Origin of the sequence: Pseudomonas sp. P135 (genome assembly GCF_020312125.1) — a bacterium.
GTDB classification, from domain to species: domain Bacteria; phylum Pseudomonadota; class Gammaproteobacteria; order Pseudomonadales; family Pseudomonadaceae; genus Aquipseudomonas; species Aquipseudomonas fragariae.
Genome location: NZ_JAGPYR010000028.1, coordinates 1 through 18,391 on the forward strand (window position 1 = coordinate 1; position 18,391 = coordinate 18,391).

The 18,391-nt window shown below is 60.4% G+C and carries 17 protein-coding genes; 13 read left to right on the plus strand and 4 right to left on the minus strand.

Translation table 11 applies throughout. From position 1 onward, the window contains the following. Nucleotides 1-338 precede the first annotated feature (338 nt). Nucleotides 339-1,529, minus strand: coding sequence for a methionine adenosyltransferase (gene metK / locus KBY08_RS24985; protein ID WP_003372639.1), 1,191 nt, complete (start codon nucleotides 1,527-1,529; stop codon nucleotides 339-341). Nucleotides 1,530-1,549: 20 nt separating this feature from the next. Further along, nucleotides 1,550-2,545 carry an ArsR/SmtB family transcription factor gene (locus KBY08_RS24990; RefSeq protein WP_003316359.1) on the minus strand — a complete coding sequence of 332 codons (996 nt, stop codon included), beginning with the start codon at nucleotides 2,543-2,545 and terminating at the stop codon, nucleotides 1,550-1,552. Between the two features lie 258 nt (nucleotides 2,546-2,803). On the opposite strand from KBY08_RS24990, the gene tkt reads away from it, so the two are divergent. The 7 genes from tkt (at nucleotide 2,804) to fba (ending at nucleotide 9,211) form a co-directional block, all read left to right on the plus strand. Next, complete coding sequence (tkt, locus tag KBY08_RS24995; RefSeq protein WP_003405179.1) at nucleotides 2,804-4,801, plus strand: transketolase; 1,998 nt, start codon at nucleotides 2,804-2,806, stop codon at nucleotides 4,799-4,801. A gap of 83 nt (nucleotides 4,802-4,884) precedes the next feature. Then, entirely contained in the window at nucleotides 4,885-5,928 is a 1,044-nt protein-coding gene (epd, locus tag KBY08_RS25000) for an erythrose-4-phosphate dehydrogenase (protein WP_011269230.1), read from the plus strand. A 22-nt stretch (nucleotides 5,929-5,950) separates the two neighbouring features. Continuing rightward, nucleotides 5,951-7,114 carry a phosphoglycerate kinase gene (locus KBY08_RS25005; protein WP_003405174.1) on the plus strand — a complete coding sequence of 388 codons (1,164 nt, stop codon included), beginning with the start codon at nucleotides 5,951-5,953 and terminating at the stop codon, nucleotides 7,112-7,114. A 27-nt stretch (nucleotides 7,115-7,141) separates the two neighbouring features. Then, nucleotides 7,142-7,372: a lipoprotein gene (locus KBY08_RS25010; protein ID WP_003316354.1), complete on the plus strand. Its 231-nt coding sequence runs from the start codon at nucleotides 7,142-7,144 to the stop codon at nucleotides 7,370-7,372. Nucleotides 7,373-7,456: 84 nt separating this feature from the next. After that, nucleotides 7,457-7,654: a hypothetical protein gene (locus KBY08_RS25015; protein WP_003405172.1), complete on the plus strand. Its 198-nt coding sequence runs from the start codon at nucleotides 7,457-7,459 to the stop codon at nucleotides 7,652-7,654. A gap of 52 nt (nucleotides 7,655-7,706) precedes the next feature. After that, the gene (locus KBY08_RS25020) at nucleotides 7,707-8,033 is read left to right on the plus strand and encodes an MliC family protein (RefSeq protein ID WP_003320832.1); all 327 of its coding nucleotides are present in this window, start codon (nucleotides 7,707-7,709) and stop codon (nucleotides 8,031-8,033) included. Nucleotides 8,034-8,146: 113 nt separating this feature from the next. Further along, on the plus strand, nucleotides 8,147-9,211 hold the full coding sequence (fba, locus tag KBY08_RS25025) for a class II fructose-bisphosphate aldolase (protein WP_003316351.1): 1,065 nt from the start codon (nucleotides 8,147-8,149) through the stop codon (nucleotides 9,209-9,211). Between the two features lie 319 nt (nucleotides 9,212-9,530). Here the strand turns inward: fba and KBY08_RS25030 are convergent, their stop codons facing one another. Both KBY08_RS25030 and KBY08_RS25035 read right to left on the minus strand, forming a co-directional pair. Continuing rightward, entirely contained in the window at nucleotides 9,531-9,950 is a 420-nt protein-coding gene (locus KBY08_RS25030; protein ID WP_011269228.1) for a DUF3010 family protein, read from the minus strand. A gap of 55 nt (nucleotides 9,951-10,005) precedes the next feature. Continuing rightward, the gene (locus tag KBY08_RS25035; protein WP_003405168.1) at nucleotides 10,006-10,416 is read right to left on the minus strand and encodes a lysozyme inhibitor LprI family protein; all 411 of its coding nucleotides are present in this window, start codon (nucleotides 10,414-10,416) and stop codon (nucleotides 10,006-10,008) included. A gap of 228 nt (nucleotides 10,417-10,644) precedes the next feature. Here KBY08_RS25035 and KBY08_RS25040 point away from each other — a divergent pair, with 228 nt between their 5' ends. The 6 genes from KBY08_RS25040 to KBY08_RS25065 all read left to right on the plus strand — a co-directional run bounded on the left by KBY08_RS25040 (nucleotide 10,645) and on the right by KBY08_RS25065 (nucleotide 18,391). Then, entirely contained in the window at nucleotides 10,645-11,622 is a 978-nt protein-coding gene (locus KBY08_RS25040) for a dipeptidase (RefSeq protein WP_003405167.1), read from the plus strand. A gap of 84 nt (nucleotides 11,623-11,706) precedes the next feature. Next, a complete protein-coding gene (locus KBY08_RS25045; protein WP_003405158.1) occupies nucleotides 11,707-12,237 on the plus strand; it encodes a DUF5943 domain-containing protein in 531 nt (176 codons plus the stop codon). Between the two features lie 15 nt (nucleotides 12,238-12,252). Next, complete coding sequence (dgcA, locus tag KBY08_RS25050) at nucleotides 12,253-14,313, plus strand: dimethylglycine demethylation protein DgcA (RefSeq protein WP_003405157.1); 2,061 nt, start codon at nucleotides 12,253-12,255, stop codon at nucleotides 14,311-14,313. Between the two features lie 109 nt (nucleotides 14,314-14,422). After that, nucleotides 14,423-16,384 carry a dimethylglycine demethylation protein DgcB gene (gene dgcB, locus KBY08_RS25055; RefSeq protein WP_058822853.1) on the plus strand — a complete coding sequence of 654 codons (1,962 nt, stop codon included), beginning with the start codon at nucleotides 14,423-14,425 and terminating at the stop codon, nucleotides 16,382-16,384. Beyond that, entirely contained in the window at nucleotides 16,384-17,604 is a 1,221-nt protein-coding gene (locus KBY08_RS25060; protein WP_111522647.1) for an electron transfer flavoprotein subunit alpha/FixB family protein, read from the plus strand. The genes dgcB and KBY08_RS25060 overlap by 1 nt, the downstream gene beginning before the upstream one ends. After that, entirely contained in the window at nucleotides 17,594-18,391 is a 798-nt protein-coding gene (locus KBY08_RS25065) for an electron transfer flavoprotein subunit beta (protein WP_096135708.1), read from the plus strand. Before KBY08_RS25060 ends, KBY08_RS25065 begins: the two co-directional genes overlap by 11 nt.

Sequence of the window (18,391 nt, forward strand, 5' to 3'; positions counted from 1 at the left end):
CAGTTCTCGACGCTCTGCGTCGTCAAGAGGACGCGGAGCGTCCAGAAAGGCATACGACGCAGAGCGCCGCACGATAGTCGCGCCTGCACCTGCCCCTTCGTGAGCATGCTCACTCCCACAAGATTTGCGTATAACGGTGAGTGCGGAGCATGAGCACGATAGTGTTCTCCCGGCTGGCTCTCGTTCCTCACGCTCCAGCGTGGGAATGCCTTGGGTGACGCTCTGCGTCACAAGTCTGCGGCGCGCCGCATTTTCTTGATCGGACTCGGAGCGTCCATATCTCCAGACGAAAAAAAGCCCCGAAACGACCAGGTCGTCCGGGGCTTTTTTCTGGGTTTTTACAGACCGGCAGCTGCGCGCAGGGCGTCGGCGCGGTCGGTTTTTTCCCAGGTGAAGGCGGTGAAGGTGTCATCGCCAACGGTCATTTCGACCGGGATACGACCGAAGTGACCATAGGCTGCAGTGGCCTGGTACATCGGGTGCAGCAGGTCGAGCATGGTGGTGATTGCGTAAGGACGCAGGTCGAAATTGTCGCGGACCAGCTTGATGATCTTGTCATCGGACAGCTTGCCGGTGCCGAACGTGTTCAGCGAGATCGAAGTCGGTTGAGCGACGCCGATGGCGTAGGACACCTGAATCTCGCAACGCTCGGCCAGGCCGGCAGCGACGATGTTCTTGGCGACGTAGCGACCGGCGTAGGCAGCCGAACGGTCAACCTTCGATGGGTCCTTGCCGGAGAAAGCACCGCCGCCGTGACGGGCCATGCCGCCGTAGGTGTCGACGATGATCTTGCGGCCGGTCAGACCGCAGTCGCCTACCGGGCCACCGATGATGAAGTTGCCGGTCGGGTTGATGTGGAACTGGGTGTCCTTGTGCAGCAGGTGCGCAGGGATGACGTGCTTGACGATCAGCTCCATCACGCCTTCGCGCAGGTCCTTGTACGACACATCCGGGTTGTGCTGGGTCGACAGTACGATAGCGTCGACGCCGACCACCTTGCCGTTTTCGTAACGGCAGGTGACCTGGGATTTGGCATCCGGGCGCAGCCACGGCAGCAGGCCGGATTTACGCGCTTCGGCCTGACGCTGCACCAACTGATGGGAGAAGGTGATCGGCGCTGGCATCAGCACGTCAGTCTCGTTGCTGGCATAGCCGAACATCAGGCCCTGGTCGCCAGCGCCCTGATCTTCTGGCTTGCTGCGGTCAACGCCCTGGGCGATGTCTACCGACTGCTTGCCGATGATGTTCATCACGCCGCAGGTCGCGCCGTCGAAACCGACGTCGGAGCTGTTGTAGCCGATGTCGAGGATGACGTTACGCACGATGTCTTCCAGATCGACCCAGGCCGAAGTCGACACTTCGCCAGCGATGATCGCCACACCGGTCTTGACCAGTGTTTCGCACGCTACACGGGCGTATTTGTCTTCAGCGATGATGGCGTCCAGAACCGCGTCGGAAATCTGGTCGGCGATCTTGTCCGGATGCCCTTCGGACACGGACTCGGAGGTGAAAAGTGAGTATTCGCTCATCTCTACGGGTTTCCTTCATTTTACCGATGGTGAGTGTCGCCAGCCGGTCGCTGAAAATGGCGAACCTGGATCTGGAAACCATTACGTAAGCCTACATAGAGGCTTTCCCCGGGAACTAGCCCCGCAGCGATGGCCCAACGGGCCAGGTCTTCCTGCTCGAAACCTAACCAGAGATCGCCACAGGCCTCCCTGGCCCAACTCTGGTCATGACTACACAATTCTGTTACCAGCAGGCTACCGCCGGGTTTTACATGTTCGGCCAGTTGCCTCAAGGCTTCGGCCGGTACCGCGAAATGATGCAGCACCATGTTGAGGACGACGCAATCGGCACTGACTTTAGCGTCGGTCAGTGCATCGGCCAGTCTGAGCTCAACGTTAGCCAGTGCCTTGCGCTCGCAGACGCCGCGTGCCAGGTCCAGCATGACCGGGCTGTTGTCCATCGCGATCACCTGACCGAAGCGTCGCGCCAGCTCTGGAAGGAAGCCGCCGTCGCCGGGGCCTACTTCCAGAGCGGTCGCTTGCGCGCCGAAGCTCAGTTTGTCGAGCAAGGTCAGCAGGCTTTCGCTGTACTGCGCCAAACCGGCGATCAGGTCCTGCTGGGCGCGAAACTTTTCTGCGGTGCGGGCGAAAAAATCCTGACTGGCCAATGCCCGTTGCCGATGCACCAGGCCGATACGGCTTTGTACGTCGTCCGGCAAGTCCAGCGTATCCACTTCATCGAGCAGCGCCGCATGCAGCCTGCCGCCCGGTAATTCGGTGTGGGGCAGGGCGCGGCGGTAGAAAATCGCGTTGCCTTCACGCCGTGTCGCGACCAGATCAGCCTGCGCCAGCACCTTGAGGTGGTGGCTCATGCCGGACTGGCCGATGGCGAAAATCTGCGCCAGTTCCAGCACGCCGAACGAGTCATTGGTCAGCACACGCAGCACGTTCAGCCGCAAGGGATCTCCGCCGGCCTTGCACAATGCAGAGAGGTCGTCGCATGCATCGTGGCGAATGGCAGGTACACGCAGGTTCATAGCTGCGCAGTCTAGAGAGCGATCCGGAGTGTCGCAAGGCCAATATCAAAAAGTTTTGATATTGCGGGATGGATGGCGTCGGTCAGGCGTTGTGAACTTGTCGTGCAGGCGGGTGATCCAGTCTTTGCGTGGCAAATAATGTCCGCAACCCCGGAAAAAAGCCTATGGTCGTCTATCTGTGATTGCCCCCGGCCTGTCCGTGAGGGAAAATGGCCTTCTTTTTCTCAATCCTATTTCTTAATTCCCAGGAGATCAGCGATGCCAAGCCGTCGTGAGCGTGCCAACGCTATTCGTGCCCTCAGCATGGATGCCGTGCAAAAAGCCAACAGCGGCCATCCGGGTGCCCCCATGGGCATGGCGGATATCGCCGAGGTTCTTTGGCGCGATTATCTGAAGCACAACCCGGCAAACCCTTCGTTTGCCGACCGTGACCGTTTCATCATGTCCAACGGCCACGGCTCGATGCTGGTCTATTCGCTGCTGCACCTGACCGGCTACGACCTGTCCATCGACGACCTGAAAAACTTCCGTCAATTGCACAGCCGTACACCGGGTCACCCGGAATACGGTTACACGCCTGGCATCGAGACCACCACCGGTCCGCTGGGTCAGGGCTTTGCCAACGCTGTCGGTTTCGCTGCTGCCGAGAAGACGCTCGCCGCGCAGTTCAACCGCCCAGGCCACTCCATCGTCGATCACCATACCTACGTGTTCATGGGTGATGGCTGCATGATGGAAGGTATTTCCCACGAAGCGGCCTCGCTGGCCGGTACGTTGCAGCTGAACAAGCTGATCGCGTTCTACGACGACAACGGCATCTCCATCGATGGCGAAGTGGAAGGCTGGTTTACCGACGACACGCCGAAGCGTTTCGAGTCCTACGGCTGGCTGGTGATCCGCAATGTCGACGGTCATGATCCTGAAGAAATCAAGACGGCCATCGAGACCGCTCGCAAGAGCGATCAGCCGACGCTGATCTGCTGCAAGACCACCATCGGTTTCGGTTCGCCGAACAAACAGGGCAAGGAAGAGTCCCACGGTGCGCCGCTGGGTGCTGACGAAATCGCCCTGACCCGTGCTGCACTGAAGTGGAACTACGGTCCTTTCGAAATCCCGGCTGATATCTATGCCGAGTGGAACGGGAAGGAAAAAGGCCTGGCTGCCGAAGCCGAGTGGGACCAGCGCTTTGCTGACTATTCCGCCGCGTTCCCGGAACTGGCCAATGACTTCATTCGTCGCATGAGCGGGCAATTGCCTGCTGATTTCGCCGAAAAATCAGCGGCTTATGTCGCCGAAGTCAACGCAAAGGGCGAAACCATCGCCAGCCGCAAGGCCAGCCAGAACGCGCTGGGTGCACTCGGCCCGTTGCTGCCTGAAATTCTGGGTGGTTCGGCTGACCTTGCCGGGTCCAACCTGACCATCTGGAAAGGCTGCAAGAGCATCACCGGCGAAGACCCTAACGGCAACTACCTGCATTACGGTGTTCGCGAGTTCGGCATGGGCGCCATGATGAACGGCATCGCCTTGCACGGCGGCTTCGTGCCTTACGGCGCCACCTTCCTGATCTTCATGGAATACGCGCGCAACGCGGTGCGTATGGCCTCGTTGATGAAGAAGCGCGTGATCTACGTATTCACCCACGACTCCATCGGTCTGGGCGAAGACGGTCCGACTCACCAGCCGATCGAGCAATTGACCAGTCTGCGTACCACGCCGAACCTGGACACCTGGCGTCCTGCGGATGCGGTGGAATCGGCCGTAGCCTGGAAACACGCGATCGAGCGTGACGATGGCCCGTCGGCACTGATCTTCTCCCGTCAGAATCTGACCCATCAGGCGCGTGACGAGAAGCAACTGTCCTACATCGCGCGTGGCGGCTACGTGCTGCGTGACTGTGCTGCCGAGCCTGAACTGATCCTGATCGCAACCGGTTCGGAAGTCGGTCTGGCTGTGCAGGCGTACGACAAGCTGACCGAGCAGGGTCGCAACGTGCGCGTGGTGTCCATGCCATGCACCAGCATTTTCGAAGCTCAGGATGCTGCTTACAAGCAGGCGGTGCTGCCGTTGCAGGTCAGCGCGCGTATTGCCATCGAAGCGGCTCACGCCGACTACTGGTACAAATACGTTGGCCTGGAAGGGCGCGTGATCGGCATGACTACCTTCGGCGAGTCGGCCCCTGCGCCAGCGCTGTTCGAAGAGTTCGGCTTCACGCTGGAAAACGTCCTGAGCACTGCTGAAGAGCTGCTGGAAGACTGATCAGCTATGTGATGTTGATGTTGTGGGAGCGGACCGGGCGACGCTTCGCTCCCACATGATTGTTATTCCCTGGCGAAAACTTCATGCCCCAGCCCCGCCCTTACAAAGTTGCTCTGAACGGTTACGGCCGTATTGGTCGTTGCGTCGTTCGCGCGCTGTGCGAGCGAGGGGCCAAGGCCGGGTTTGAAGTGGTTGCCATCAATGATCTGGCCGACATGGCCAGTCTCGAATACCTCACGCGCTTTGATTCCACACATGGCCGGTTCCCCGGCGAAGTGCGGGTCGAAGGGCAATACCTGCACATCAATGATCACCGGATCAAGGTGTTGCGCAGTGCGACGCCGGAAGGCATCGACTGGGCCGCTCTGGAAGTCGATCTGGTGCTTGAGTGTTCCGGTGTCTACAACACTCGCGAAGATGGCCAGCGCTTTCTGGATGCCGGCGCGCCGCGGGTGCTGTTTTCCCAGCCGATGGCCAGTGAACGAGATGTCGATGCCACCGTGGTGTTCGGCATCAACCAGCACAAGCTGACCGGCCGCGAGCTGCTGGTCTCCGCCGCGTCGTGCACCACCAACTGCAGTGTGCCGCTGCTGCGCTTGCTGGATCAGGCCATCGGCCTGGAATACATGACCATTACCACCATCCACTCGGCGATGAACGATCAACCGGTGATCGACGCTTATCATCACGAGGATCTGCGCCGTACCCGCTCGGCCTTCCAGTCGATCATCCCGGTGTCCACCGGTCTGGCGCGAGGAATCGAACGGCTGCTTCCGGAACTTGCCGGCCGAATTCAGGCCAAAGCTGTTCGCGTGCCGACCGTGAATGTGTCCTGTCTGGACATTACGTTGCAGATGTCGCGAGACACCGATGCCGTGGAGATCAACCGTATCCTGCGTGAGGCCGCCACCAGCGGTCCGCTCAAGGGACTGCTGGCCTACACTGAATTGCCGCACGCCAGTTGCGATTTCAACCATGACCCGCATTCGGCCATTGTCGATGCGAGTCAGACCCGCGTTTCCGGACCCCGGCTGGTCAATCTGCTGGCCTGGTTCGACAACGAGTGGGGCTTTGCCAATCGAATGCTCGACGTCGCTGATCACTTTCTGCGCGTCGCTGACCAATAACAGTAAAAAAACAGGAATGCTCATGACCGTCTTGAAGATGACCGACCTCGATCTGCAAGGTAAACGTGTACTGATTCGCGAAGACCTCAACGTCCCGGTAAAGGACGGCGTGGTCAGCAGCGATGCACGTATCCTCGCTTCGCTGCCGACCATCAGGCTGGCGCTGGAAAAGGGCGCGGCCGTCATGGTCTGCTCGCACCTTGGCCGCCCGACAGAAGGTGAGTTTTCTGCCGAGAACAGTCTCAAGCCGGTTGCCGACTACCTGAGCAAGGCGCTGGGTCGTGACGTTCCGCTGGTTGCCGATTACCTGGACGGCGTCGACGTGAAGGCCGGTGATGTGGTCCTGTTCGAGAACGTTCGCTTCAACAAGGGCGAGAAAAAGAACGCCGACGAGCTGGCGCAGCAATACGCAGCGCTGTGCGACGTGTTCGTGATGGATGCCTTCGGCACCGCGCACCGTGCCGAGGGTTCTACTCACGGCGTGGCCAAATTCGCCAAGGTGGCGGCGGCGGGTCCTTTGCTGGCGGCCGAGCTCGAAGCACTGGGCAAGGCCCTGGGCGCTCCGGCCCAGCCGATGACCGCCATCGTTGCCGGCTCCAAGGTCTCCACCAAGCTGGATGTGCTCAACAGCCTGAGCGGCATCTGCAATCAGTTGATCGTCGGCGGCGGCATTGCCAACACCTTCCTGGCTGCAGCCGGTCACAAGGTCGGCAAATCGCTGTACGAACCTGATCTGCTCGACACCGCCCGCGCCATCGCCGCCAAGGTCAGCGTGCCACTGCCAACTGACGTGGTGGTTGCCAAGGAGTTCGCCGAGAGCGCTGCCGCTACCGTCAAGCTGATTGCCGATGTCGCCGATGACGACATGATTCTCGATATTGGCCCGCAAACTGCTGCACATTTCGCCGAATTACTGAAATCTTCCGGGACTATCCTGTGGAACGGTCCGGTCGGCGTATTTGAGTTCGATCAGTTCGGTGAAGGCACCAAAACGCTGGCCAAGGCCATTGCTGAAAGCCAGGCGTTCTCCATCGCGGGCGGTGGTGACACACTGGCGGCCATCGACAAGTATGGTGTTGCACAACAGATTTCCTACATTTCGACCGGTGGCGGTGCGTTCCTCGAGTTCGTGGAAGGCAAGGTCCTGCCAGCGGTGGAAGTGCTCGAACAACGCGCCAAGGCTTGAGTGAAAGCCTTGGACAAGGAGTGGTCAATGGTCAGGGCGTTACCGTGGTTTCTCATCGCAGGTTTACTGGCCGGTTGCGCGGGCAAGCCTGCGGCTGAAGAGGTGGAGAGCGACTCCCCGACGCAACCGCTCCAGCTAAGCTGCTATCAGGCGGGCTGGCAGGCCGAAACGGTGCCGGTGGTCTACAAGCGCGGCGGCCCGGAAGTATGGGATCGTTACGAATTCATGCCGCGGACCGGCAATGTAGGTTGTCTGTGAGCCAGGTCTGAAACCCGTTGGCAACATTGACGGGCTTCAGTGGTCTTTAAAGGGTGGATATTTTTCCGCGAAAGGAGTTTCGCCATGAAGATCGCTGCCCTGGCTCTGATGAGCTGCATTGTACTGGCTGGTTGTACCGGTTCTGGCTCGCGTGCCAAGACCTGTCAGATATTCAGCCCGGCCGACGTGAATGTGCCGACGACCGAAAACAGTCAACGGGTCGAGGCGCATGTGACCGGTGAGCCGGCCGATGACCGAAAACAGGAACAGAACTGCCCCTGACAGTTGAAACGGCCGGCACACGCCGCGTTTCGCAGGGCAGCCAGGAGACGTAATGAAAGGCGTGATTGCCCTCGGGGTTTTGGCAGTGCTTGGCGGTTGTTCGAGCATGAGTTCACCGCAGCAGAATGACCCCTGGAATCGCTGGGTATGCGACAGCAATGCTGAGGTCAACTGGCGCTACATCGACTCGGCCAAAAAGGAAGTCGATGTGCGTCTGAATCAGAGCGATCAGGTGTTCAGGCTCAAGGCCGAACCCGGCGCTGCCAGCGGAACGCTGTACAGCAACAATGTGTTGGCATTCGTCAACAAGGGTAGCGAGGGCCTGATCTACTGGGACGCTACCAACGATCTGATCGGTCGCGGCTGCAAGGCCAGATAAGTCGGATCTCGGGCACACACGCACGGCCTCGCGGCTGAGCTTATAACTTGAATGGCAGCCGCCACTACGGCAGGCTTGCTCGACTAACGACCCTACCGGGAGAGAAACAGACAATGGCACTTATCAGCATGCGCCAGATGTTGGACCACGCAGCCGAATTCGGCTACGGCGTTCCAGCCTTCAACGTAAACAACCTGGAACAGATGCGCGCCATTATGGAAGCGGCCGACAAGACCGACTCCCCGGTGATCGTCCAGGCTTCTGCCGGTGCCCGCAAATACGCCGGTGCGCCGTTTCTGCGTCACCTGATCCTCGCCGCGATCGAAGAATTCCCGCACATCCCGGTGGTCATGCATCAGGACCACGGCACCAGCCCTGACATCTGCCAGCGCTCGATCCAGCTGGGTTTCAGCTCGGTCATGATGGACGGCTCGCTGCGTGAAGACGGCAAGTCCCCGGCCGATTACGACTACAACGTCGACGTTACCCGTCGCGTGGTGTCCTTCGCTCACGCCTGCGGCGTTTCCGTGGAAGGCGAGCTGGGCGTGCTGGGTTCGCTGGAAACCGGCATGGCCGGTGAAGAAGACGGCGTTGGTGCGGAAGGCGTTCTGGATCACAGCCAGATGCTGACCGACCCGGAAGAGGCCGCTGACTTCGTCAAGCGCACTCAGGTCGATGCTCTGGCCATCGCCATCGGCACCAGCCACGGCGCTTACAAGTTCACCAAGCCGCCTACCGGCGACATCCTGGCGATCGAGCGTATCAAAGAGATCCACAAGCGCATCCCCAACACTCACCTGGTGATGCACGGTTCTTCGTCCGTTCCACAGGAATGGCTGAAGATCATCAACGAGTTCGGCGGCGACATCAAAGAAACCTACGGTGTGCCGGTCGAAGAAATCGTTGAAGGCATCAAGCACGGCGTGCGCAAGGTCAACATCGACACCGACCTGCGTCTGGCGTCGACCGGTGCCATCCGCGAATTCATGGCCAAAAACCCGAGCGAGTTCGACCCGCGCAAGTACCTGGCCAAGACCGTTTCGGCGATGCGTGATGTATGTATCGCTCGTTACGAAGCATTCGGCACCGCTGGCAACGCCTCGAAGATCAAGCCGATCTCCCTGGACGCCATGTTCGAACGCTACGCGCGTGGCGAACTGGATGCCAAGGTCAACTGAGTTGACTGAGCATTGAAGAAACCCGCAGAAATGCGGGTTTTTTTATGTCCGGTCAAAAGCACCTGCCGGGTGAATGAATGCTCCGCGCTCATGGTTAGACACAAGTACTGAAGAGCCTGAACATCTCGCTTCTGCCCGGCGGGCGTAGGAGCGAACTTGTTCGCGAAAGGGCCGGTACATTCTCCAAAAATGCATTTTCTGAACGACCGTCTTCGCGAACAAGTTCGCTCCCACGGCCTTCGGCCAGAATCAAAAGCGGACTTGTGCGTAACGATGGGTACTCCGCGTGGGCATGCGGTTCCGGACGCTCTTGAAGCGCTTAAACGCTCTTCATCAACCCTGCACAGGCCGCCTTGTACGCTTCGTGCTGGTACTTGTTCAGGGTGTCAGGCAGGGCGAAGGTGTGTTTCTTGTTCTGTGCGTTGATGGTTTGCGGCGAGATCAGCACCACGTCGCAATCGGACATCAGTTGAAAGATGGTTTCGATCTTGAAGGTGGTCGGGCCGCCAGCGAATTCGCCTTTCTTGCTGCGCTTCTTGATGGCGATGTGGCTGACGCCGTTTTCACGCACGAAGCCTGCGATTTGCGTGGCGAAAGCCTTGACGTTGGCAGGCTCTTCATCGTCCTCCAGCGCAATCTTTTTCGTGGCCAGCGGCAGGTGGGCAAGGCCGCTGCTCTGCCGTGTGGCGAGGGCGAAGATGGCTTCGCTGCCTTTGATTTCTACACCGCAAATAATCATGAGAAAACCTGATGAGCTCGTTCATATAAAGAGGCAGGTTATCTCATCGTAGACGTTATTCCTGCGCTATCGACTCCAGATACTCGGAGCGCTCGTCACTCATGCGTGCAATGCAGTCGTTTTCGCTGATGGTGAAGGCCTTGCTGCCTGCTGCAGAAGGAAAGACTTCCACCGCGCAGTCGGCGTCACGCAGCTTCTCCCAGGCTTGCTGGGCGGTTTTGAGTTTGCTGGTAAAGTCGTTGAACTGCGTCTTGTTGGCAACGAACTGGGACTGAACCCGCTTGAGCAGGTTGTCGAAGTTCTCCTTGAGCAACTGTTCGGCAGTGGTACGGCTGTAGGCCGAGCATTCCAGTGTCTGCTTGTCGTCCTCGACACCGTCGCAGGGCGACGCGTCCGGATTCTGAGCAGCATGTACGCCTGTCACAGCCGTCGTCATAAGGGCCAGGGTCAGCAAAAACGTTTTCATCGAGTCGCTCCGATCCATTGATAGGCTCGATTCTGTCTCAAGCGCGAGACATTGAACAGGTTTACGACATCGCACGACCACGCGCCGTACCCCTTTGTCGCATCTTGACGCTTTCGGCAAACCCCCTGTCGTTTTTGCACCCGGTTCCCCTGACCCTCCGGCATATGCTGACCCCATTAGCGCCGACAGCCGATTCGGCGCACCGGAATCAAAAAAGGGGACAGCCTGATGAGCCCAGCCGAATTACACGCCGACAGCATCGTTATTGACGGGCTGATCATCGCCAAGTGGAACCGCGAGCTGTTTGAAGACATGCGCAAGGGCGGCCTGACCATGGCCAACTGCACCGTGTCGGTGTGGGAAGGCTTTCAGGCGACCATCAACAGCATCTGCACCAGCCAGAAACTGATGCGCGAGAACAGCGACCTGGTCATGCCGGTGCACACCACTGCCGATATCCGCAAGGCCAAGGAACTGGGCAAGACCGGCATCCTGTTCGGCTTCCAGAACGCGCATGCCTATGAAGACCAGATCGGCTACGTCGAGATCTTCAAGAAGCTCGGCGTCGGCATCGTGCAGCTGTGCTACAACACCCAGAATCTGGTGGGCACGGGCTGCTACGAGCGCGACGGCGGGCTGTCGGGTTTCGGTCGTGAGATCGTCGCTGAAATGAACCGTGTCGGGGTGATGTGCGACCTGTCCCATGTCGGCTCGAAAACCTCGGAAGAAGTCATTCTCGAATCGAAAAAACCGGTCTGCTATTCCCACTGCCTGCCGTCCGGCCTCAAGGAACACCCGCGCAACAAGTCTGACGCCGAACTGAAGTTCATCGCCGACCATGGCGGGTTTGTCGGTGTGACCATGTTCGCGCCGTTCCTGGCCAAGGGCATCGAGTCGACCATCGACGATTACGCCGAAGCCATCGAATATGTGATGAACATCGTCGGCGAAGACGCCATCGGCATTGGTACTGACTTCACCCAGGGTCACGGCCAGGAATTTTTCGAGTACCTGACCCACGACAAGGGCTACGCCCGCCGCCTGACCAACTTCGGCAAGATCATCAACCCGCTGGGCATCCGCACCGTCGGGGAGTTTCCCAATCTGACTGAAACGTTGCTCAAGCGCGGTCACTCCGAACGCGTGGTGCGCAAGATCATGGGCGAGAACTGGGTCAACGTTCTGGCCGACGTCTGGGGCGAGTAAACCGCCCGCCATACCTTATCGAATTGAACCCCCACGGCCCTTCGAGCGGTGGGTGTAGCCCGAATCATCTGGAGTTTGACCGCCATGGCTAAAATCGCCCCGCAACTGCCCATCGAAGTCGACAGCGAAACCGGCGTCTGGACCTCCGATGCGTTGCCGATGCTGTACGTGCCCCGGCACTTTTTCGTCAACAACCATATGGGCATCGAAGAAGTGCTGGGCGCCGATGCCTACGCCGACATCCTCTACAAGGCGGGTTACAAATCCGCCTGGCACTGGTGCGAAAAGGAAGCCGAATGTCATGGTCTGCAAGGCGTTGCGGTGTTCGAGCATTACATGAAGCGCCTGTCGCAGCGTGGCTGGGGCCTGTTCAAGATCCAGGACATCGACGTCGAGAAAGGCACTGCCAGTGTGAAGCTGGAGCACTCCTGTTTCGTGTACGTCTACGGCAAGGTCGGGCGCAAGGTCGATTACATGTTCACCGGCTGGTTCGCCGGGGCCATGGACCAGATCCTCGCTGCCAGCGGCAGCCCTGTGCGCACGGTTGCCGAGCAGGTTTACGGTGGTTCCGAAGAAGGTCATGACGACGGTCTGTTCGTCGTCAAGCCGCTGTAAATCGAGGATCGGGTTATGGCTTTCGAAGCGATGTTCCAGCCGATCCAGATCGGCAAACTCACCATCCGCAATCGCGTGCTGAGCACCGCGCACGCTGAGGTCTACGCCACCGACGGTGGCATGACCACGGATCGTTACGTGAAGTACTACGAGGAGAAAGCCAAGGGCGGTATCGGTCTGGCCATTTGTGGCGGCTCTTCAAGCGTGGCCATCGACAGCCCGCAAGGCTGGTGGAAATCGGTCAACCTGGCGACCGACAGAATCATCCCGCACTTCCAGAACCTCGCCGACGCCATGCACAAGCACGGCGCCAAGATCATGATCCAGATTACCCACATGGGCCGTCGCTCGCGTTGGGATGGCGATCACTGGCCGACCCTGCTGTCGCCGTCGGGCATTCGTGAGCCGGTACACCGGGCAACCTGTAAAACCATCGAACCGGAAGAAATCTGGCGGGTGATCGGCAACTACGCCAGCGCTGCGGCGCGTGCCAAGGCCGGTGGTCTGGATGGCGTCGAGTTGTCGGCGGTGCATCAGCACATGATCGACCAGTTCTGGAGCCCGCGGGTCAACAAGCGTACCGATGAGTGGGGCGGCAGTTTCGAGAACCGCATGCGCTTCGGCCTCGAAGTGATCAAGGCGGTGCGCAAGGAAGTCGGCCCTGATTTCTGCGTCGGCCTGCGCATCTGTGGCGACGAGTTTCACCCCGACGGCCTCAGCCACGAGGACATGAAACAGATCGCCAGGTATTACGACGACACCGGCATGATCGATTTCATCGGCGTGGTGGGCTCGGGCTGTGACACCCACAACACCCTGGCCAACGTCATTCCGAACATGAGTTATCCACCGGAGCCGTTCCTGCACCTGGCGGCCGGCATCAAGGAAGTGGTCAAGGCCCCGGTGCTGCACGCGCAGAACATCAAGGACCCGAACCAGGCAACGCGAATTCTGGAAGGCGGCTATGTCGACATGGTCGGCATGACCCGCGCGCACATCGCCGACCCGCACCTGATCGCCAAGATCAAGATGGGCCAGATCGATCAGATCAAACAGTGCGTCGGTGCCAACTACTGCATCGATCGTCAGTATCAGGGCCTGGACGTGCTGTGCATCCAGAACGCCGCGACCTCCCGCGAATACATGGGCGTGCCGCACATTATCGAGAAATCCGCCGGGCCGAAGCGCAAGGTCGTGGTGGTCGGTGCCGGTCCTGCCGGGATGGAAGCGGCGCGGGTCTCCGCCGAACGCGGCCATGACGTGACCCTGTTCGAGAAGAAGGACTTCATCGGCGGGCAGATCACCACGGCATCGAAGGCACCGCAGCGCGACCAGATCGCCGGCATCACCCGCTGGTTCCAGCTGGAGCTGGCGCGCCTGAAAGTCGACCTGCGTCTGGGGACCGCAGCGGATGCGGCAACCATTCTCGACCTGCGCCCGGACATCGTGGTGCTGGCGGTCGGCGGTCATCCGTTTCTGGAGCAGAACGAACACTGGGGGGCGGCGGAAGGCCTGGTGGTCAGCAGTTGGGACGTGCTGGACGGCAAGGTGGCGCCAGGCAAGAACGTGCTGGTCTACGACACCATCTGCGAGTTCACCGGCATGTCGGTGGCCGACTTTCTGGCCGACAAGGGCTGCCAGGTCGAAATCGTCACCGATGACATCAAACCGGGCGTAGCGATTGGCGGAACCTCGTTCCCGACCTACTACCGCAGCATGTACCCCAAGGAAGTGATCATGACCGGCGACATGATGCTGGAAAAGGTCTATCGCGAGGGCGACAAGCTGGTAGCGGTGCTGGAAAACGAATACACCGGCGCCAAGGAAGAGCGGGTGGTCGATCAGGTGGTGGTGGAAAACGGTGTGCGTCCGGACGAAGCGATCTACTACGCGCTCAAGGAAGGCTCGCGCAACAAAGGCCAGATCGACATCGACGCGCTGTTCGCCATTCAGCCACAGCCATCGTTGAGCCAGCCGGGTGACGGTTACCTGCTGTTTCGTATAGGCGATTGCGTGGCGCAGCGTAATACCCACGCGGCGATCTATGACGGCTTGCGGCTGTGTAAGGATTTCTGAGAGCAGCTGCAAGTTGTTAGCTTCAAGCGGCAAGTAAGCGCTTCTGTTCCGTGCTTTTTCTTGAAGCTTGCAGCTTGCAGCTTGAGGCTTTTGCCTTGAGAGCGACATGATGCTAGACACTCTTCTTCCCATCCTGCTGTTCAGCGCCCTGGCCCTTGCGGCGCTGGGCGCCTGGCGGCGGGTAACCCTGTGGCGCAACGGTCGGTCCTCGAAAGTCGATTGGCTGGGTGGCCTGCTGGCTATGCCCAAGCGTTATATGGTCGATCTGCATCATGTGGTCGCACGCGACAAATACATCGCCAATACCCACGTGGCCACAGCGGGCGGTGCGGTGGCCTCGATTGTGCTGGCGATTCTGGTGCACGGTTTCGGTCTGCATAATCGCGTGCTTGGCTATGCGCTGCTGCTGATGACGGCGGTGATGTTTGTCGGCGCGGTGTTTGTCTATCGTCGTCGTCTGAACCCTCCTGCGCGTCTGTCGAAAGGCCCATGGATGCGCCTGCCGAAAAGCCTCATGGCGTTTTCCGCGAGCTTCTTTCTGGTCACGCTGCCGGTGGCCGGCATTCTTCCCGAGCACTTCGGTGGCTGGGTGCTGGTGGCCGTCCTTGGGCTGGGCGTGCTGTGGGGCGTGAGCGAACTGTTTTTCGGCATGACCTGGGGCGGGCCGATGAAGCATGCCTTCGCCGGGGCGCTGCACCTGGCCTGGCATCGCCGGGCCGAGCGTTTTGGTGGCGGACGTTCCACGGGCTTGAAACCGCTGGACCTGGCCGATCGCAGCGCGCCGTTGGGTGTGGAAAAGCCTCAGGACTTCACCTGGAATCAACTGCTGGGCTTCGACGCCTGCGTGCAGTGCGGCAAGTGCGAAGCGGCCTGCCCGGCGTTTGCGGCGGGCCAGCCGCTCAACCCCAAAAAGCTGATTCAGGACATGGTGGTCGGCCTTGCCGGTGGCACCGACGCAAAATTTGCGGGCAGTCCGTATCCATCGCTGGACGGTAAAGGCAAACCGCTGGGCGAGCATGGCGGCAATCCGCATCAGCCCATCGTCAACGGGCTGGTGGACGCCGAAACGCTGTGGTCCTGCACCACATGCCGGGCCTGCGTCGAAGAGTGTCCGATGATGATCGAGCACGTCGACGCCATCGTCGACATGCGCCGCCACCTGACTCTCGAAAAGGGCGCTACGCCGAACAAGGGCGCTGAAGTGCTGGACAACCTGATTGCTACCGACAACCCCGGCGGGTTTGCGCCGGGCGGGCGAATGAACTGGGCGGCCGATCTGAACCTGACGCTGCTCAGCGAGAAAAAAACCGTGGATGTGCTGTTCTGGGTCGGTGACGGCGCGTTCGATATGCGTAACCAGCGTACCCTGCGCGCGTTCGTCAAAGTCCTCAAGGCGGCCGGTGTGGATTTTGCCGTGCTGGGCCTCGAAGAACGCGACAGCGGCGACGTGGCGCGACGTTTGGGTGATGAAGCGACCTTCCAGACGCTCGCCCGGCGCAACATTCAGACCCTGTCCCGGTACAGTGTCCAACGCATCGTGACCTGCGACCCGCACAGCTTTCATGTACTGAAAAACGAATATGGCGCTTTTGGCGGTGACTATCAGGTGCAGCATCACAGCACCTTCATGGCCGAGCTGGTGCGCAGCGGCGCCCTGAATCTGAGTCAGCACAAAGGCGCCAGCGTGACCTATCACGACCCGTGTTATCTGGGCCGTTACAACGGCGAATACGAGGCGCCGCGTGAAGTGCTGCGGGCACTGGGGATCGAGATCAGGGAAATGCAGCGCTCGGGCTTCCGTTCCCGCTGCTGCGGTGGCGGCGGTGGCGCGCCGATCACGGATATTCCCGGCAGACAGCGGATTCCCGACATGCGCATGGACGACATTCGTGAAACGGCTGCCGAACTGGTGGCCGTGGGTTGTCCACAGTGCACAGCCATGCTCGAAGGCGTTGTCGAACCGCGACCGCTGATCAAGGACATCGCTGAGCTGGTGGCCGATGCGTTGATTGAGGAAGTTATCCCCAGCACGCCAGCACCGTCCAAATGTGAACCTGCGGAGGTGCACTGATGAGCGACCTTATCCGCCGTGATCCACGCGCCGAGTGGATCGCCCGCAATCGACTGCATCCGTTGCACGCGGCCATGCAGCCCGTACAGAACAGCTGGATGGGGCCGAATGGCCTGATGCGCAAAAACCTGCATGGTCAGGGGTTTATCGGCCCCAACGGCATCAAGCGTATTGACCGCAGCGGCGCGCAGCAGGGCGGCGCGGTCAAGCGTTCGGTTGCTGCCGAAGTGCAGTTGCCGCTGCATACCCTCGTCGAGCCAGCGTTCTATATCACCGTGGTGCCCGATATGGTCGGCGGCCGCCTGAGCAGCCATGACCGTGATTTGCTGGGCCTGGCGCGTCAGCTGGCGGGGGCCGAGGGCGCCGTGCTGGCGGTGGTGTTCGGCGAGCACAAGGAAACTGCCTTCGACACCGCTGGCGCGGATCGGCTGTTGATTATCGACGGTGCCGAGTTCGACGGTTATTCACCTGAACAGCGTGTGCAAGGGCTGCGGGCTGTGGATAACCAGTTCAACCCGCGCCACTGGCTGCTGCCGGACAGCCGCAGCGGCGGTGGCGAGCTGGGAAGACGTTTTGCCGCCAGCATCGGCGAGCGACCCGCAACGCGGGTCTGGCAGGTCAAGGACCAGCTGTGCATAAGCCGCGCAGGTGCAGGCCGCGAAGACCTGGTTCGGCCTCTGGCGCGCCTGATTCTGGCCGCTGTGGAGTGCGCCGAACCGGTCAGCGAAACCCGCCACGAGGCATTGCCGGTCGAGTTGTCCACAGGCGTGGCGCGCAGCCTGCCGCGTATCGAAGACCTGGGGGCGGTAGCCGTCGATCCCGGCGTTATCCCCATGGCTGAAGCCGAATTCATTCTGTCTGGCGGCAATGGCGTCAGGGACTGGGACCTGTTTCATCAAGCCGCTGCGGCACTCGGGGCTACCGAAGGGGCGTCGCGGGTGGCAGTGGACGATGGTTTCATGGGCCGCGAGCGTCAAGTAGGCGCGAGTGGCACCTGGGTGACCGCAAGGGTCTATGTGGCCGTCGGTATTTCCGGGGCCATCCAGCATCTGCAGGGCATCGGCGCCTGTGACAAGGTCATTGCGATCAATCTGGATGCCGGCTGCGACATGGTCAAGCGCGCTGATCTATCGGTCATCGGCGAGAGTGCCGAAGTGCTCACGGCGCTGATCGCCGCAGTGCAAGCCTGGCGTAGCGGAGGTAAGCGCGATGCAGCCTGAAGTGTCTGTGGATAAGCATGCGGTACAGATCATCAGTCTGGTGTCCATCGGGGCACACCCGACATCCGGTCGTGCGCGCCGCGCCGAGCAGGATGCCCGAGCCGTCGAGCTTGGCTTGCAACTGGCTGGGGATAACTTGCAGGTGCTGCATGCCGGCAATGCCGAAGAACCGGCGCTGCGCGCCTACCTGGGCATGGGCCTCAGCGAACTGCATGTGCTGGAGCAACCCGAGGGCGCCGATGCGCTGATTGCGTTGACGGATTACCTCCGGGATTCTGCCGCACAGGTGGTATTGGCCGGCAGTCAGGCTGAAACCGGTGAAGGGTCGGGCATGCTGCCCTTTCTGTTGGCTGAAAGGCTGGGCTGGCCGCTGGTGACCGGTCTGGCTGAAGTCGAGGCGCTGAACAACGGCACCGCGCTGGTCCTGCAGGCTCTGCCTCGCGGCCAGCGTCGCCGGCTGAAGGTTCGCCTGCCGTTTCTGGCCACTGTGGATAACGCGGCTCCCAAACCTCGACAAAGCGCGTTCGGGCCCGCGCAGCGTGGCACGCTGGACACCGAAATCGTTCAGGCAGTTACCGATGAGTTATTGACCGACCAATCGCTGCAGCCCGCCAGACCGCGGCCCAAACGCCTGAAAGTGATCAAGGCCAAGAGCGGCGCTGATCGCATGAAAGCCGCCACCGCCAAGGCCAGTGGTGGCGGGGGGCAGGTGCTCAAGGGGCTGCACCCTGAAGAGGGCGCAGCCGCGATTCTGAAGCTGTTGATCGATGAGGGCGTTGTAAGGTAA

Excerpts from the sequence above, each read along its gene's own strand:
- KBY08_RS25045 (WP_003405158.1), top strand. The coding sequence starts at position 11,707 with ATGGCTAAAATCGCCCCGCAACTGCCCATCGAAGTCGACAGCGAAACC.
- KBY08_RS25060 (WP_111522647.1), top strand. The coding sequence starts at position 16,384 with ATGAGCGACCTTATCCGCCGTGATCCACGCGCCGAGTGGATCGCCCGC.
- metK (WP_003372639.1), bottom strand. The coding sequence starts at position 1,529 with ATGAGCGAATACTCACTTTTCACCTCCGAGTCCGTGTCCGAAGGGCAT.
- fba (WP_003316351.1), top strand. The coding sequence starts at position 8,147 with ATGGCACTTATCAGCATGCGCCAGATGTTGGACCACGCAGCCGAATTC.
- KBY08_RS25010 (WP_003316354.1), top strand. The coding sequence starts at position 7,142 with ATGGTCAGGGCGTTACCGTGGTTTCTCATCGCAGGTTTACTGGCCGGT.
- KBY08_RS25030 (WP_011269228.1), bottom strand. The coding sequence starts at position 9,950 with ATGATTATTTGCGGTGTAGAAATCAAAGGCAGCGAAGCCATCTTCGCC.
- KBY08_RS25035 (WP_003405168.1), bottom strand. The coding sequence starts at position 10,416 with ATGAAAACGTTTTTGCTGACCCTGGCCCTTATGACGACGGCTGTGACA.
- KBY08_RS25015 (WP_003405172.1), top strand. The coding sequence starts at position 7,457 with ATGAAGATCGCTGCCCTGGCTCTGATGAGCTGCATTGTACTGGCTGGT.
- KBY08_RS24990 (WP_003316359.1), bottom strand. The coding sequence starts at position 2,545 with ATGAACCTGCGTGTACCTGCCATTCGCCACGATGCATGCGACGACCTC.
- dgcB (WP_058822853.1), top strand. The coding sequence starts at position 14,423 with ATGCTAGACACTCTTCTTCCCATCCTGCTGTTCAGCGCCCTGGCCCTT.
- KBY08_RS25020 (WP_003320832.1), top strand. The coding sequence starts at position 7,707 with ATGAAAGGCGTGATTGCCCTCGGGGTTTTGGCAGTGCTTGGCGGTTGT.
- dgcA (WP_003405157.1), top strand. The coding sequence starts at position 12,253 with ATGGCTTTCGAAGCGATGTTCCAGCCGATCCAGATCGGCAAACTCACC.
- KBY08_RS25040 (WP_003405167.1), top strand. The coding sequence starts at position 10,645 with ATGAGCCCAGCCGAATTACACGCCGACAGCATCGTTATTGACGGGCTG.
- epd (WP_011269230.1), top strand. The coding sequence starts at position 4,885 with ATGCCCCAGCCCCGCCCTTACAAAGTTGCTCTGAACGGTTACGGCCGT.
- tkt (WP_003405179.1), top strand. The coding sequence starts at position 2,804 with ATGCCAAGCCGTCGTGAGCGTGCCAACGCTATTCGTGCCCTCAGCATG.
- KBY08_RS25005 (WP_003405174.1), top strand. The coding sequence starts at position 5,951 with ATGACCGTCTTGAAGATGACCGACCTCGATCTGCAAGGTAAACGTGTA.
- KBY08_RS25065 (WP_096135708.1), top strand. The coding sequence starts at position 17,594 with ATGCAGCCTGAAGTGTCTGTGGATAAGCATGCGGTACAGATCATCAGT.